This is a genomic window from Streptomyces sp. NPDC056987 (assembly GCF_042673865.1).
GTDB lineage: Bacteria > Actinomycetota > Actinomycetes > Streptomycetales > Streptomycetaceae > Streptomyces.
In genome coordinates, this window is sequence record NZ_JBHURV010000055.1 from 45,427 (window position 1) to 59,679 (window position 14,253).

Genomic DNA, 14,253 nt, shown 5'->3' on the forward strand with positions numbered 1-14,253 from the left:
TTTCTGCCACGCGGGTTGCCACGCTAAGGACGTCGTCACCGCCGTGGGAATGGGCCTAGGGGATCTGTACGACGATCCGATGCCCGAGGAGAAGAAAACTGCCCGCGCCACCCGACGCATCCCGCGCCTTCCGCGCGCACGTGCCGGGAAGAACACGGTGGCCGCCCCCGCCGAGAGGAAGCCGAAGAAGCCCGCTTGCTCCGGTCGGTTCACCGAGCAGGCAAGGTATCTGTACGTGACGGCAGCCGGCGAGGTGGTCGGGGAGAAGATCCGTCGGGAGTGCACCGGCTGCGCCACCTGCCGCGCCGAGGGCATCAAGCCGGGAAAGCGGATCACCTGGGAGCGCCCGGCCGGTGATCCGCCGTGCGCCTGTGAGACCTGCGCGAAGGTGGTCCACAAGGGCATCGAGCTGCACATGCCCGACAACGTACCGCTCTACCGCACCCCGGAGCTGGAGGCAGCGCCCAAGGGGTCCACCGTCTACCTGGGGGAGGGCGAGAAAGTCGTCCACGCGGCCGAGACGATGGGCCTGCTGGCCACCACCAAGCCGGGGTCGGGGTCGAGCCGGTGGAACCCGGATCACACGGCGCTGCTGGCGGGTCAGCACGTTGTCATCCTGGCCGACCGTGACACGACCGGGCACAAGTCGGCGCGGGAAGCCCGTGACGCTGTGCTCGATGTGGCGTTGTCCGTGCGTATCCTCCAGACGCCCATCGAGGAGAAGGGCGCCGACCTGGACGACCACCTCGCCGCAGGGCTCGCGCTCGACGCCCTGGTACCGGTGCCCGAGGAGCCCAAGGAGGCAGCAGCCGCCGAGGGTGCCCAGGTGCTCACTCACCCCACGGCTACGGCAGCGTTCTGGGGTGAGCCGATCCCCGGTGACGACGGACGGCCCAATCGCCGCGACGAGTACACGGTCCGGCACGGGGAAATCGTCCGGGTGATCCGTAAGCCGTTGAGGGAGGACGGCGACGGCGTCAAGCAGTACGACGTCACCTTCGACACCGTCCTCGGCTGTGTGGCGACCATCGTCCGGGTGGAGACCCGCGACGTCGGGGACGACGAGGCGAGCAAGCCGCGCCGCGCCCGCCCCACCGGTGACGACGAGGCGGCCCAGGCCCTCGATGACGGGGTCCTGGAGGACGTGCGGGGCCAGCGGCCCACCACCGGCTACGTGCTCCAGCTCCTCCACCCCAAGCACCTCGACCAGCCGGTCCTGATGCGGGTGGCGAAGAAAGACTTCGAGGCCGGCACCTGGCTGCATGACCTGCCCTGGCCCAACGTGTACTACCGCGGAAACAAGACGGCGATCGCGCAGATTTGCGGCGCCATCCGGGAGGTCAGCCCCGACGCCGTTCGCGTACCGGTCTACGCCGCGACCGGATGGCGCCGCACCGATGACGACCAATGGATGTACGTACACGCCGACGGCGGGATCACCGCCACCGGCCATGTGCCGCTCCGCACGCGCTTCCCCGGCCGCCTCGCGCTCATGGGGCTGCCTGCCCCGACGGCGGACCCCGCGCGGATCCGCGCGGCAGCCCTGACCTCGCTGTCCATCCCCGCGCACACCCCCGAGTACGCGACCGTCGCGATGATGGGGCTGGCCTTCCGCAGCCCCTACTTCCGGTGCCCCAGCTCGATCTGCCTCACCGGCCTGCCCGGCTCCGGCAAGACCGGTGTCGGCACCCTCGTACTGCGGCACTTCGCCCCGGAGCTGGACCGTACCGAGTCGCTCCTGTCCATCTCGGACACCGGCTCCACCCAGCTCGGAACCACCGAAGTCCTCTACCGCATGAAGGACGCCCTGGTGATGGGCGACGACTCCGCGCCCGACCGCAGCGTCCGGGACGCCGCCGTGCGCACCTCCCGCATGGGCCGCACCCAGTACAACGGCGAAGGCCGCGTACGGCTGCGGCAGGTCGACGGCGAACTGGAGCTGGACGAGCAGCGCGGCCCGCGCGGCTCCCTGATCCAGACATCCGAAGTCCTGGCCTCGACCGAGTCGGCCCAGCAGCGCATGCTCACCATCCAGATGGCCCGCGCCGAGATCGACATCGACCAGCTCGCCCGGATGTCCGACCCCGCCTTCGCCCACCAGTGCGCGTTCCTGATGTCCTCGTACATCCGGTGGATCGCCCACGATTACGAGGCGCACTGCGCCACCGTGCGGCGCCTGGCCACCGACTACGCCTCACGCCTCCGCCCCTACTGCGGCGACCGCCCCGCCGAGCACCTCGGTCAGTTCGCCACCGGCTGGCACATGATGCTCCGCTACCTCACCGAGACCGGCGCCCTCACCTCCGAGGAAGTCACGGACGCCTGGGCACGCGCGTGGGTCTCACTGCTGGACGCGGCGGACCGCGAACAGAATCTGCTGGAGAACCAGACCATGCACAAGCGACTGTTGAACTACCTCGCCACGGCGATCAACGGGAAGCACGGCCACCTCGTGGGACCTGACGGCAAATGCCCCGCCGACCAGGCAACCGCGCTGCGGTACGGCTGGTCGGTGTCGGACAACAGCGCCGAGAATCCGCTGACCCCCGGCGACCGCCCCGTACTGCGCGCGGGGGGAGTCCAGTTGGGAGTCGTCACCCAGGAAGCAGGCCCCGACGGCCGCCTGGAGGAGCGGGTATGGCTCGACCACCAGCAGGCCACACGCATGGCTCTGCGCATGGCGCGGGAGCTTGAAGAGTCCTTCACCGCGACTGCCAACGTGCTGACGGAGTCGCTGCGGCAGGCACACGTCATCGCTGTCGAGTACGAAGCGACGAAGAACGGCCGCTGGGTCAAGCCCCGTCGGCCGATGCCCGGCGGCCGGCGTCGGGTGTGGGACATGCCCGCGTCCGCGCTGATGGACTCCGACAGCGGGGGGGACGATCCCGGACAGCACGCGAGCCCGCAGCGGCCCCCGGCGCCGCCCGCCCCGCAGGCTGACCCGCTCTTCGACCTCTCCGCGCTCTTGCCTCCGCCGGTCGCCCCCGCCGAGAAGCCCAGCCCCGCCGCGTCGGCGACGCCCGTGGTGCCCGCTGGGCTGCTGAGCACGCCCCCGGCGCCGCGCGTCGAGGCCTTGGCCGAACCCCTCCCTGACGGTCAGTCGCTGGCCTCCGCTCCTCCGCCGGAAGACAACACCGACCAGGACCAGGACCAGGACCAGGACCAGGACCAGGACCAGGACCAGGACCAGGACCAGGCTGGGGCCGTCGGGGTGCGTGACGCCCTCGACGAGCAGATGGACGGCCCCTACTTCGAGCACACCGCCGTACCCGAGCAGGACGAAACCCCCGCCTCGTCCCGTACGGTGACGACCCCGTGGAGGGCCGCGGCAGCGGTCGCGCACACGGACGGCCTCCACCTGCCTGACGGCGAGGTTCTGCCCCTGCCGCCGCTGGAGGAGCTGCACGCCGGGCGCCTCGCTGAGCTGGCCGACGAAATCGGACTCGGGCACGGCGGATCCGTACGCGGCACCGGCCCGTCGGCCCGGTGGCGGCCCGACGACGGACAGATCTATCTCACCGACGAGCTGACGGCCGCGCTCGATCTGCCGGTGCCCGAGGACGGCCCGCTGGAGGAGCGGCGCGCCTACCTCGCTCAGCACAGCGACCACCCCTTCCTCTCCCGCGCCCGTACGGAGGGCTGGGAGGTGGCCGGCTGGGGAGCGCCCACCCGTATCTGGCGCCAGCGCCCCGGTGGCGGCCGCAACGTCTCCGCGCAGCTCGTGCTCACCCCGCACGCCAAGCTGTTCGGTGACCGCTTCCTCGATGACGACCCCGCGCCCGGCCTGCTCGCCCGTCGGCTCCAGCAACTGGCCGACACCATCGGCATCACCTACCGTCGCAGCGCCGGTGTCACCGGGCACGAGCTGCTGCGCGCGACCCGTCCGAAGACGGGCCGCCGCGCCGATCCGCTGGAGCGCGCGGAGATGCCGGAGATCCTGATGCAGCGCCGCAACCTCTACACGGCGAAGGTCTGGGACCGCCAGCCCACCCAGGAGGAGCTGAAGAAGCGGTTCGTCCTGCTCTTCGACGCTCGCGCCTCGTACCTGTCGGTGTGCAGCAGCGTTCGGCTGGGCCGGGGGCGCGTGGAGCACGTCGTGAACCCGACGTTCGACCCGAACGTCCCGGGCCTGTGGATCGCGCGGGCGCCCGGCTGGGAACAGTGGGGGACGTTCGACCCGTTCGGGCCCCGTAAGGACGACGGGAGCGCCCGCCTCTACGCGACACCGACGCTGGCGTACGCGGCGATCGATCTCAAGGCTGACATCGAGGTCAGTGAGGCGTGGATCTGGCCCGACCACTATCGGATGCTGGAGAGCTGGTACCGGCAGCTCGCCACGGCCAAGAAGACCTTGGCTCAGGACACCGACGAGACGGTCGCCGAGACGCTCAAGGACGTGTACACCAACAGCATCGGGCTGTTCAACTCCGACCATCTGAAGGGCAATCCGAGCCGTGGCATCAAGGACAGCGACACGTTCCGCCCGGACGCGCAGCAGTTCATCATGGCAGCGCAGCAGGCGAATCTGACCCGCACCATCATGCGCGTGGGGGAGACCAGCGGCATGTGGCCGATCGCGGTCAAGACGGACATGCTCGCCTATGTCACGGACGACCCCGACTTCTACACCGCCGTACCGGGTCTGAAGATGGCCCGCGATCTCGGCAACTTCAAGCCGGAGGGCGCGGCCATGGCCGCAGACGTCTTCGGCAGCCTCCGCCCCGGGAAGAACTGGTTCCCCACGGCGTCCGCGTTCACCCCGGCTGAAGAGTGGAGCGTCTGATGGCGATCAAGGATCAGGCAGAGGTCCTCTGGGGCGCGTGGATCGGCAAGCTGCCGGGCACGATCCGCGAGCGGGTCGGGCTGCTGGGCGGCGCCGACGCGGCGGCACGCGCCGCTGGCGTCACGCCGGGCACGGTCCGCCGGTGGATGCGCGAGGAGGACAAGGCGGTGCCCCGTACGGTCGACAAGGCCGTCCAGAAGATGGGCGGCGTGGAGGAGGCTGCCCGTACCGCGGGCGTCAAGCCGCGCACCATCAAGGAGTGGATGCGTCGCGAGCGTCGGGGCCAGGAGCCGGGCAAGCGGCAGGCTGCGCACATCGCCAAGCTGACCGGTGCCGCGCAGAAGAAGCACATCGCCGAGCAGCGCCCGCACGGAAATCAGCAGAAGCTCCACCGGGCCACGCTGCGCTCGCCCGTCGCGCGCAAAGCCGCGATGAGTTCTCGCCGGGCCAGCCGGATGTCGACCAGCGGGGTGCACGTCTCGATGTCCGCCCGTGTGATCATCGATACCGGCCGCCGTAAGGACGAGCGGTGGCGTGAGATCAACTGCAACTTCCGGGGTGACGTGATGGCCGAGCCGACGCGCGCATTCCTCAGCGGCAACGACGACGAGGCCAAGGACAAGCTCTCAGAAGCGTTCGGCACCAACTACGCGCCCGGCACCGGCTGGCAGTTCGGAGAGATCCGCTCGATGACCCTCGGGGAGTTCAACCCGGGGAACGGCGGTGTCTTCCCGGACTCCGGAGAGTAGGGATCAGCAGCTGCTCGAAATGCCCGCTGCCCCGGCACCCTGACACGGGTACCGGGGCAGCGGGCTGAGGGCGTTAGCGGCTGTTCTGGCAGTCGCACCTCTCCATCCGTACCGCCTTGTAGGGCGTGCCGTCAGCACCGCACTGGTTGACCGTCACCATGCGCTGCCCGTTGGAGCAACGGCCGCAGGCCACCGGCTTCTGCGGGGGAGACTCCTTCTTCTTCGCCATGACTGACCTCTCTATTGGGGGGCGCCGGTGACTGCCACTGCCACCGACAAGAAAACAGTATCGCTCTTTCGTCACGATGTGAAGTAGGCGCGCATCGGCGAGCCGCCGCCTGACAGCGCGGTTGTATATTCGAACGCGTGAACGATGATGTGGATCCGCTTGTCGAGGTGACCCTGCCCGGCGGGCGCCGCGTCGAGGGCCGCCTACAGGCCCGTCGGCAGCAGGCGGACGGCCAATGGGTCTACCGGGTCTGCGTCGCCGTCCCGGCCTCGGCCGTCACGCCTGTCGCGGGCGAAGACTACGGCCGGGTCCCCACCGAGCGGGCCCACCGGCAACCGGTCCTGGAGGCCCTGCGGCACGACCAGCCCGGCCACCGCGCCCTCCTGCTCCACACCGGGGAGGACTGCTGGGCCGCACGCGGCCGACTCACTCCGGTGCCGCCCCACCAGGTGCCGGTCTTCCTGCGCGAGAGCTGGGCCACAGCCTGCGAAGCCTGCCATCCCGCCTGAGCCGCAGCACTAAGCACACGAAGAAGGCCGGCGCCCTCAGTCCGCCGAAGCGGGTGGCACGGGCACCGGCCAAAGGCCCCCCAACAAGGGACCGCCCGACAGTGTAGCCACTCACGGCCGGCAGAGAAGCAAGATCTCCGGGGCCAAGTCGGTGAAGCAGGCTCCGCCTGGGGACCAGTACCAGATGGAAGCTCGATCGCGTGAGCATTCGGGCTTTGTGCCCCGCCATGGAGCACGGCGGACTACGGTCTCAATGAGGTCTATCAGTGCGCTGAAGGGGAGCTGCCATGGGCCGAGAGAAGTCTGGAAAGCCGCGCCGGCCGCGCCCGCCGGAGACTCATGCCCACCGCGGCTGGAGTCTGGACGCCGTCCCGCAGCCTGGTGGATGGCAGGCGGACAGCGCCTTGTTCGAGGACGTCACCGGTGCCGCGTTCGAAGGCTGCGCCTCGTGCCAGGATGCCGCGCTGACGCTGCTGGTCCGACCTCGGCCCGGTCCTGCAACCGCTGCCCGACCGAGAGCACGGCTCCGGCCGCCGGGCGTACAGGGACGACCAGCGCCTGGTCCTCACCGCCCGCGCGGTACTCGCCTGGTTCACCTCAGGCCCCGGAGATCTCGTTGAGCACGCGCTGCCGTACGCGGTACTGCCCGAGGCCGCCGTCACCGACCTCATCACCACCATGGCCCAGGTCGGCGCGCACCAGCACGCCGACGCTCTGCTTGCCGATCTCGGGGTGCTCGGTGTCCGCCTTCCCGGGCCGGCCAAGCACCGCGCCACGCTCCCGGAGGACGCCGCCGTCGCGCTGGAGCTGATCCAGACCGCCGCCCAGGCCGGTTACGTGCTCACCATGGCTGACGCCCTGTGCGCAGCCGCATCCCGACGCCTGGAGGCAGGGCTGATCGGCGCTGATCTCCTCACCCCTGCTCACTGACCACAGACCCACGGGACGATGCATTCAGGACGGTCGGTGACGCTTTCCAGACGAGCACTGTAAAGCTATTTGACATGTAAAAGCGTTTTACAGCACCGTCGTTGGGTGAGTACCAGACGAGACAACGCGATGGCCGCACTGCGGGACTGGTCAAGGCCCGGCCGCCGGGCCGACCTGCTCGCCAGCGCCTGGCAGGCGGGCGAGACCACGATCGCCGCGCTCGCCGAGGCCGCGCGGATCAGCCGGCCGACCGTGTACGCGGATCTGCGATCCCGGGGCATCGACCCCGACCACCGACCGAAGGGCACCAGCGTGATCACCAACCTCTCCCCCCTCGATATCGACGGCTTCACCGGCGTCGCCGAGACCATGGACGCCGAGTACGACGCGGCGCTGCGGCGCTGGGCCGCTGAACATCCCGACGTCGACCCGCGCGGCCCCGAGGCGCACACGGAGGGCATGCGGCTGGTGAGTCTGATGGACGCCACCTACCGGTACGCCGACGTCCGCGACCGCCTGGCCCACGAGCAGGTCGCCCGCGCCGAACGGGACCGCCTGCTCCACCAGGTCGAACTCCGCTGGGAGGCACTGAGCACCGCGCCCGCGTGGCTCGCCGCCCACCACGCCTACGTCCTCGCGGTCGACGAGGCGGGCATCGCCATCGACATGTGGCGGGAGCGCGCCGAGACCGCCGCCGCCCGTCCGTTCTTCTGCTCCTCCCCCCGGGATGAGGCCGCCTACCGGCAGATCCAGGAGGCCGGGCACCCCGCGCTGGAGGAGGCGCTGGCCGACCTCGACCGGACGTCGGCGCAGACCGCCGAGCAGCTGCACGCCAACCTCGACCAGGCCCACCGGCGCCGGACCGAACTCGCCGCCCACACCCTGCGCCACGCCCAGCCCGCCACCCAGTGACCACGACCGCCAACCCGCAGAAGGACACCACCATGCCCAGCACCCAGACCCAGCAGACCGCCCGCGCCCGCTTACTCACCCAGATGGGGCGACTGTTCGCCGACGACTCCGGACTGGGGGCCCTCGTGCCGTACAACGGCCGCCCCGACCTCCCGGAAGACGCCAAGGACCTCCAGACGGCGTGGGCCCACACCCTGATCGCCGTACACGGTCACGACCGAACCGCCTCCGTCTACACCGAGTACGTGGCCAAACGACAGAAGACCGTCACCGAGTCCATCGGCGCCTGGGACCAACTGGTCCTCAACATCAAGCCGATGGGCGGCTGGACGCGAGACATCCACGGATTCCTGTGCGTCTACTGCGGCGGCGCCTTCACCTCCGTCGTCATCGACCGCCACGACGCCGTGTGCAACCGCTGCGCCCGCGAGAACGGCAACCTGGAGACCGCCCGCCCGCAGTGGCGCGCCTGGAGCCACAGCGAATTCGTCTTCCCCGGCCTGATGGGCGAGGAGCGGAACGGGGGCGAGAGCGCGATCACCGTCGAGTACAAGGACGGCGAGACGCGCACCTACAGCACCGGCGAGGCCGGCCTCTTCGCAGAGGGCATCTCCCGCCTGCCCGGCTTCACCCAGGTCTCCATGCAGACCCACGGCGACAGCCGCGACACCATCAACCTCACCATCGAGGCCCGCGCCGAGCGCCAGCGCCGCAGCATCGGCATCCTCGCCACCTTCGCCTACGACCCGCAGCATGAGACGTTCGAGGACCAGCCCTACGGCTTCCGGTTCGTCTCCGCTGGCCTCACCGCCCGCTACCGGCCCCTCGGGCACCTGGACCTGGCCGACCCGACCATCACCGAGCACACCGACCTCTACCAGCTGCTCGACACCCTGATCACCCACCTGTACAGCCACCGAGCCGGTCTAACTCGCGGGTGACGACCCGCCACTCGGCGTGCCCCGCACGCTGACCACGAAGGGCGTCCGCGGCCGTTGGAGCCGGCCCCGGACGCCCTGACGACTGTAGCTCTCCGGTCACCTCGTGCCCGCCGCCACCCCGCGCCATGTGACAGAACTGCGATACTGTTTTGATGCCCGTATCCCTCACTCTCAAGGACAAGCCGTGATCCGCGCCGGCCGTCAGCACCTCGTCCGCACCCTGGCCGACCTAGCCCGCGCCGAAGGCGTCAGTCTGGGGACGTACAAGAACAAGAAACTCCACCGCCGACCGGGATTCCCCGCGCCCATCAGCTCCCCCTCAGCCCGCGTCCTGCTCTGGGACGGCGAGCAGCACGACGCGTATCTCGCCGGCAAGCCCATTCCACCGCTCCCGTCCCACGACGATCCGGACGACCTCCTCGACCGGTCCGAGGCACCGCTCATCCTGCGCCGCCCCGTATCGGCCCTCTCCTGGAAGGAGTACAAGAGAGCGGACCCCAAACTCTCCAAGCACGTGGTCGTCTGCGCCGGCGTCGATCACCACCGCCGCAAAACGATCATCGAGTGGGACCGCGACCGAGTAGGGGAGGGGCACGGCGGCGGGCGCCCCGTGGGCACCGGTGACCTCATGCCTCGCGAAGAACTGAAGCCGCGCACGGCGCAGCTCCTGGCCGCCGATCCCGCCATCACGGCCGAGCAGGTCGGGGAGTCCCTCGGAGTGCACGAGGACACCGCGCAGCGCGCGCTCATGGCGCTACGTACCGAACGCGTCGCCACGCTCCTCACCAGCAGGGCCAGCCTCACCGCAGAGGAGGTGGCCGATACAACCGGCTACCCCCTGCGTGCCGCCAGGCGCGCGCTGGCGACGGCTCAGGCGCAGCAGCGGGCCGTCTCGGCAGCGCCCTACGTCGCAGGGATCACCGACGCCCTCCACGCGGCCGGCCTCTCCACGCCCGGCACAGCGGAGGTGACCGTACGGCCGGGTGCCGTCTGCGCCGCGCTCGTCGTCGTCCTGGACGAGGGACTCGACTCCCTGCTGTGGGACGAGCGCTACGGCTGGCGCACTGCCCCGGACACCCGCATCACCGCCGAGCCGGAGCCGCCCGCGGGCCCGGGAATCCGGTACCTGGCCCGCGGCGTTCGCCCCGAGCCGGCCGACGTCGTCAGCGCACTCCGCGACCGGCGCATCGGCACCAAACGCCCTCGCACCGACTGAGAAGCACTCCCACGACCGTGACCGTGTTCGCCGGAAGCCGGCGAACACGGTTCGCTCACTGGCGCCCCAGTCAGTGACTGGCGCGCCCTACGCGTGCGACCGCCGCACACAGCCGTAACGGGGCGCAGCGGCGCCTTTTCTACCGGGGGTGGCTGGGGTAGGGCCGCACCGCGCCGCCCGACGGGGGTGGCTCCGCTGCGCTCCACCACCCCCTTGCCGCGTGTACGGGCTCCGCTCCGCTCCACCCGCACCGGGCGCTCCGCGCCCTCACGCGCAGCGGTACCGGCTGACGGGCCACCCGTGCTCCGCACGGGCACCCCTCGCTCCGCGCAGCCGGTACCTTGCCCCCAGCGCTCCGCGCCGGGGGGCCCGGACACCCCGGCACAGCCATACCCCAGCCACCCCCGGTAGGCCAGTAGGCCAGCACCCGAAAACACGTCTGACCAGCAACAACACACCCCACAAAGGCAGTTGGCCTACCGGCCTACCACCCCCGGAAAAACACCCCCAACACGCGCGCCGCAACCACACCTCGTGACGAAAGCGCGATACTGTTTTCTCAGTCGGGCGGAGTGGCACCACCCGACACCCCCCAACACAACCAAAGGACCCACCATGAACAACTCCCCCCTGCCCGTCCGTCTCGGAGAAGTCGACACACAGTGTCGCTATCCCGTGATCATCGGCGCCGACGGAGACGGTCAGGTCATCGGCAAGGCATTTCGCTGGCATCGAAACTGGCTGGTCACCACGACCGCGGGTGAGCACAATCTCGGCCGCCCGCCCAAGGGCAACAAGGGCATCGACATGGCCACCTCCTACCTCGCCGAGGAGTACGCCGCCGGACGCCTTTCCGCAGTTCCCCCGCCCACGGCCGAGGCGACAGCCGAACTCTGCGGGCCCGTGCCTCTTCTCCACCCCCGGATGCCTGCGACTCCGCGCAACATCTCGCAGGCACACACCGCCTTCGCCGGACTGACTGAGCACTACTGGAAGCCGGTAGCAACCGGCTTCCCCGGCAGCGATAACGCCTGGTTCCTCCTCTGTGAGTTGTGCGGATGGTCCGGGGTCCGCTACTGGAGCCACCACCGCGGCCGCAACGGCAACCCGCCCTCCGCCCACCGCCACAACGGCGGATGCATCGGCAAGGAGAAGGTCCGCGCCCTCATCGCCGCCTACCAGCGATAGCCCCACGCGGGACAACAGGCACCAGAGGGGCTAGCTCCCTCATCCGGTAGGCCAGTAGGCCACCCCTCATCTAGCCGTCTGAGCAGCACCTTTCTCCGAGAGAACACGTGCTGGCCTACTGGCCTACCGGTCCTGAAAAACCACCAGCAATAGCCAAAGGACCCACCATGACTCAGAACCCCAACAGGCTCACGGAGATCTTCGGAGAGCCGATCCACACCTACAGCCGCGCCCAGGCGATCGAAGACGGCCTCCTCGTCCCCGCCAGCGAGGAGCTGGCCAGAAACGCGGGCATCGCCGTCCCCGTCGCCCTCACCGCTCAGGCATGGGCCGACTGCGTCGCCTGGAACGAGGCCGACAACAGACGGAAAAACACTTTCCAGGACGAAACGGGACGCCTCTGGGACGTCCTCTTCATGACCGGCCGCTACATCCGCGCCGCCGCCCGGAACACCGACCACATCGAGGTCAAGCTCTACAGGGTTCCACGCAACGGACGTACCTACGCGGCCCAGTTCGTGCGGCTCATCGCTCAGGCCGGACCGGACGACAGCGGGCAAATGGTGATCACCATCAGATGCGCCCACGAGGACGACTAGCACCTCACCACGTCCGTGGCCGGACAGGCACGACGGCCGGCCACGGACCCCGGGCACGGCACACCGCAGGGCCGACGGGCGCAGCGGGGGCAAAAGGGCCAGGAGGGCGCAGCGGCGCCTTTTCTACCGGGGGTGGCTGGGGTAGGGCCGCACCGCGCCGCCCGACGGGGGTGGCTCCGCTGCGCTCCACCACCCCCTTGCCGCGTGTACGGGCTCCGCTCCGCTCCACCCGCACCGGGCGCTCCGCGCCCTCACGCGCAGCGGTACCGGCTGACGGGCCACCCGTGCTCCGCACGGGCACCCCTCGCTCCGCGCAGCCGGTACCTTGCCCCCAGCGCTCCGCGCCGGGGGGCCCGGACACCCCGGCACAGCCATACCCCAGCCACCCCCGGTAGGCCAGTAGGCCAGCACCCGAAAACACGTCTGACCAGCAACAACACACCCCACAAAGGCAGTTGGCCTACCGGCCTACCACCCCCGGAAAAACACCCCCAACACGCGCGCCGCAACCACACCTCGTGACGAAAGCGCGATACTGTTTTCTCAGTCGGGCGGAGTGGCACCACCCGACACCCCCCAACACAACCAAAGGACCCACCATGAACAAGACCACGAAGAACGCGCCCGCACCCTCGTTCGCCCTCCTGATCAAGCCCAGCGGCGATTTCCTCATCCTCGACTGGCCGACCGGCAGCCGGGAGCACCTCCGCACGATGTACAAGGCGATCGGGTGCGACATGGTGGCGCCGGTCGACATCACCGACCGGCTGATCATGTGGGTGGACGACGAAGGCATCCTCAACGGGCGAGCCAAGAACGTCCCCGCCTACAAGATCGGGGGCATGTTCCGGCCCCTCTACCAGAACTACCACGGCCCGGCCGTCTTCACCGGCGGTCTCACTCGCGACGGCGACACCAAGGGCCTCACGGACCGTGAACTGACCGCACTCGTTGAGGCTCACGTGAACCTCACGGTCGACATCCCGTGCATGCGCAGCGGAGACCAGAACTGACACAACGTCAGTTCCAGTCTGACGCACCACCACTAGCCGTTCCGCCCGGGTTTCCTAAACCGGGCGGAACGGCCTTATCGAAAAAAGGGAATCGACCAAATGAAATTCACCCTCGTATGCGACTGGGCCGGATTCACTCAACAACTTCTTGACGATCGATTTGTAATCGTCGTCGAAGCGGAGAACTACAAAGAGGCGACCGAGAGAGCAGCCCACATCGCACTCAACCACTACACATTCCTCCAGGAAACCGAAACGCCCAATTCCTTCTGGGACGGAGAAAACGGGGGCGTAATCCTCGTAGCCCACTACGGAGACGTATCCGGAACCATTCTGGACCTTACAACATACGACGTCCTCAACGGCTGAGCAAAACGAAAGGAAGCCCACAATGCCTGTATCCACCAAAGACGCCGCGATTTCCGGTCGACTGCGCATTATGAGCTGCACCGGACAGACCGGCTTCATTGCCGTACAGAGAATGATCGACCAATCACGAGACCGCGCCGAAGACGGTTTCCCCATGACCTTCGAAGAAGCCTGGGACACCGTTTCCAGCTACGTAGCCCGCAACGGGGACACCGGAGCAAAGAAGCTGCTACAGGCCGTGGAAAGCCTCTCAGAAGCCACCGCAGTCGGAGCGAGCACAGACTCAGAGCTAGCCGACGAAGCACTAAAGCACCTCATGGAAACCCACTGGGCCGAGGAAGAGAAAAAACACCACAAAGCAGCAGCAGCACGCGGCTGGACATGGGAACAAATCGCCGTAATCAGGTCCGCAATGGCCCTCGGATCTAATCCAATCACCGCAACAAAAGAAGTCGTTTCCGCAGCGGAAAGCCTTTACCAGGAAAAGACCATCAGTTTCTACCGAGTAAGAAACGGGGAACTCTACGCATATATCACTCCGACCGGTGAACTAGATTGGCTACGCTGGATTACCGCTCTTCGAATTGGCGGATATATTCAACTCGGGCCAGAATAGAAATGGAAATTGGGGGGGGCCGTGCATGAATCCCTGCCCCCCCAATTTCCCCCTTTCCCCTAGTAGGGAAAAGAAAAGCTATTCCGCTTTAGCGGAATAGCCGCTACGAACTTCTGCGCAAAGCGCAGAATTAAAGCATAGCGGGTCCCGTGGTGACCACGATGATCGGCTCGTCCAGGCCGATGCACATCGCGTTGGG

The 14,253-nt window shown here is 68.6% G+C and carries 13 protein-coding genes; 11 read left to right on the plus strand and 2 right to left on the minus strand.

Features of this window, described 5'->3' with window-relative positions; genetic code table 11:
* Window positions 1–235: 235 nt before the first annotated feature.
* A complete protein-coding gene (locus ACFTZC_RS38585) occupies window positions 236–4,783 on the plus strand; it encodes a hypothetical protein (RefSeq protein ID WP_382898353.1) in 4,548 nt (1,515 codons plus the stop codon).
* Window positions 4,783–5,532, plus strand: coding sequence for a hypothetical protein (locus tag ACFTZC_RS38590; protein ID WP_382898355.1), 750 nt, complete (start codon window positions 4,783–4,785; stop codon window positions 5,530–5,532). Before ACFTZC_RS38585 ends, ACFTZC_RS38590 begins: the two co-directional genes overlap by 1 nt.
* Before the next feature lie 73 nt (window positions 5,533–5,605).
* Here the strand turns inward: ACFTZC_RS38590 and ACFTZC_RS38595 are convergent, their stop codons facing one another.
* Window positions 5,606–5,761 (minus strand): hypothetical protein, encoded by a 156-nt coding sequence (locus ACFTZC_RS38595; RefSeq protein WP_382898356.1) that lies wholly within the window; start codon window positions 5,759–5,761, stop codon window positions 5,606–5,608.
* Window positions 5,762–5,898: 137 nt separating this feature from the next.
* On the opposite strand from ACFTZC_RS38595, the gene ACFTZC_RS38600 reads away from it, so the two are divergent.
* Window positions 5,899–6,270, plus strand: coding sequence for a DUF6233 domain-containing protein (locus ACFTZC_RS38600; RefSeq protein WP_382898357.1), 372 nt, complete (start codon window positions 5,899–5,901; stop codon window positions 6,268–6,270).
* Between the two features lie 597 nt (window positions 6,271–6,867).
* Here ACFTZC_RS38600 and ACFTZC_RS38605 read toward each other — a convergent pair.
* On the minus strand, window positions 6,868–7,197 hold the full coding sequence (locus tag ACFTZC_RS38605; protein WP_382898359.1) for a hypothetical protein: 330 nt from the start codon (window positions 7,195–7,197) through the stop codon (window positions 6,868–6,870).
* A 108-nt stretch (window positions 7,198–7,305) separates the two neighbouring features.
* On the opposite strand from ACFTZC_RS38605, the gene ACFTZC_RS38610 reads away from it, so the two are divergent.
* The 8 genes from ACFTZC_RS38610 (at window position 7,306) to ACFTZC_RS38645 (ending at window position 14,054) form a co-directional block, all read left to right on the plus strand.
* The gene (locus tag ACFTZC_RS38610) at window positions 7,306–8,112 is read left to right on the plus strand and encodes a hypothetical protein (protein ID WP_382898361.1); all 807 of its coding nucleotides are present in this window, start codon (window positions 7,306–7,308) and stop codon (window positions 8,110–8,112) included.
* A 32-nt stretch (window positions 8,113–8,144) separates the two neighbouring features.
* The gene (locus ACFTZC_RS38615; protein WP_382898363.1) at window positions 8,145–9,053 is read left to right on the plus strand and encodes a hypothetical protein; all 909 of its coding nucleotides are present in this window, start codon (window positions 8,145–8,147) and stop codon (window positions 9,051–9,053) included.
* Between the two features lie 184 nt (window positions 9,054–9,237).
* Window positions 9,238–10,269 carry a DUF6292 family protein gene (locus ACFTZC_RS38620; protein ID WP_382898364.1) on the plus strand — a complete coding sequence of 344 codons (1,032 nt, stop codon included), beginning with the start codon at window positions 9,238–9,240 and terminating at the stop codon, window positions 10,267–10,269.
* A 615-nt stretch (window positions 10,270–10,884) separates the two neighbouring features.
* The gene (locus tag ACFTZC_RS38625) at window positions 10,885–11,457 is read left to right on the plus strand and encodes a hypothetical protein (RefSeq protein ID WP_382898366.1); all 573 of its coding nucleotides are present in this window, start codon (window positions 10,885–10,887) and stop codon (window positions 11,455–11,457) included.
* A 167-nt stretch (window positions 11,458–11,624) separates the two neighbouring features.
* Complete coding sequence (locus ACFTZC_RS38630) at window positions 11,625–12,056, plus strand: DUF6573 family protein (protein ID WP_382898367.1); 432 nt, start codon at window positions 11,625–11,627, stop codon at window positions 12,054–12,056.
* Between the two features lie 599 nt (window positions 12,057–12,655).
* Window positions 12,656–13,069, plus strand: a complete 414-nt coding sequence (locus ACFTZC_RS38635) for a DUF3846 domain-containing protein (protein WP_382898369.1) — start codon at window positions 12,656–12,658, stop codon at window positions 13,067–13,069.
* A gap of 99 nt (window positions 13,070–13,168) precedes the next feature.
* Window positions 13,169–13,438, plus strand: coding sequence for a hypothetical protein (locus ACFTZC_RS38640; protein WP_382898371.1), 270 nt, complete (start codon window positions 13,169–13,171; stop codon window positions 13,436–13,438).
* Between the two features lie 22 nt (window positions 13,439–13,460).
* Complete coding sequence (locus ACFTZC_RS38645) at window positions 13,461–14,054, plus strand: hypothetical protein (protein WP_382898373.1); 594 nt, start codon at window positions 13,461–13,463, stop codon at window positions 14,052–14,054.
* Window positions 14,055–14,253: the final 199 nt, after the last annotated feature.

Coding starts and splice junctions, on each gene's coding strand:
- ACFTZC_RS38590 (WP_382898355.1), top strand. CDS start 4,783: ATGGCGATCAAGGATCAGGCAGAGGTCCTCTGGGGCGCGTGGATCGGC.
- ACFTZC_RS38595 (WP_382898356.1), bottom strand. CDS start 5,761: ATGGCGAAGAAGAAGGAGTCTCCCCCGCAGAAGCCGGTGGCCTGCGGC.
- ACFTZC_RS38615 (WP_382898363.1), top strand. CDS start 8,145: ATGCCCAGCACCCAGACCCAGCAGACCGCCCGCGCCCGCTTACTCACC.
- ACFTZC_RS38625 (WP_382898366.1), top strand. CDS start 10,885: ATGAACAACTCCCCCCTGCCCGTCCGTCTCGGAGAAGTCGACACACAG.
- ACFTZC_RS38630 (WP_382898367.1), top strand. CDS start 11,625: ATGACTCAGAACCCCAACAGGCTCACGGAGATCTTCGGAGAGCCGATC.
- ACFTZC_RS38635 (WP_382898369.1), top strand. CDS start 12,656: ATGAACAAGACCACGAAGAACGCGCCCGCACCCTCGTTCGCCCTCCTG.
- ACFTZC_RS38640 (WP_382898371.1), top strand. CDS start 13,169: ATGAAATTCACCCTCGTATGCGACTGGGCCGGATTCACTCAACAACTT.
- ACFTZC_RS38645 (WP_382898373.1), top strand. CDS start 13,461: ATGCCTGTATCCACCAAAGACGCCGCGATTTCCGGTCGACTGCGCATT.